Annotated in this window: 2 protein-coding genes; one reads left to right on the top strand and one right to left on the bottom strand. The window is 47.5% G+C overall.

The window, feature by feature from the left end:
- The coding region (locus JCM12539_RS14380) for a hypothetical protein (RefSeq protein ID WP_225350388.1) at window positions 1–419 on the top strand (419 nt) is incomplete at its 5' end.
- Here JCM12539_RS14380 and JCM12539_RS15405 read toward each other — a convergent pair.
- Window positions 385–663 carry an IS3 family transposase gene (locus JCM12539_RS15405; RefSeq protein WP_369396120.1) on the bottom strand — a complete coding sequence of 93 codons (279 nt, stop codon included), beginning with the start codon at window positions 661–663 and terminating at the stop codon, window positions 385–387. The genes JCM12539_RS14380 and JCM12539_RS15405 overlap by 35 nt on opposite strands.
- Window positions 664–686 lie beyond the last annotated feature (23 nt).

Below are 686 nucleotides of genomic sequence, written 5' to 3'. Positions count from 1 at the left end.
AATTTGTTGGAACAGAATCTGATTTACCCGCAAGGTGGCTCATCGAGTGCTGCCTTGTTTTAATATCACATTTAAATGATTTCGCCTTCCCACGCACCAGTTTCCGGATCAACTTTCCCGACAAATGGGTGGAGCTGGTCATATTCCATAACGGAAATAGGTTCGCTGTGGTCGGTTATGTCGACACCATCGATTTGTACCTCCCCGAATCCTTCGACGATGATGGTGGCCCCGATGTAGTCATCGTCGTAGATGCCAGAACGAGTCTCGTAAGTATCCCCTTTGTTAATCCAACAGCGCTTGTATTTGGGTCATTTGGATTAGCCCACGCCGTAAACCCTTCGAATGGTTTGAGTGCTCGAAATGTCTGCCGTTGCCGCTTAGTCATTGTATCTTCTCCTTTGGCGTGTGCCGACTGACCTGTACGTAGAATTGGTATTTGATGTTGCACCGTTGCTCATAGGTTCTCGGGGCAATACTCCCGAGACGCGTTTGAATCCGGTCTTCGTTGTAGTATTTAAGCCAGTCATCAATAGTGGTCATTAGCGCACTCGCGTCGACACATTCTTTAGCTGGAACCATTTCTGCCTTTAGTTTGTTAAATACAGTTTCACAGGCCGCGTTGTCCAGACATGTGGAGCGATGCGACATGCTTTGCCGAATCTTCCCTTTACGCAGTAAACGAA

Source organism: Lacticaseibacillus pantheris DSM 15945 = JCM 12539 = NBRC 106106, assembly GCF_001311175.1.
GTDB classification, from domain to species: Bacteria; Bacillota; Bacilli; order Lactobacillales; family Lactobacillaceae; genus Lacticaseibacillus; species Lacticaseibacillus pantheris.
Note: the sequence above shows the minus strand (reverse complement) of the source record. Positions and strands in the feature narration are given on the sequence as shown.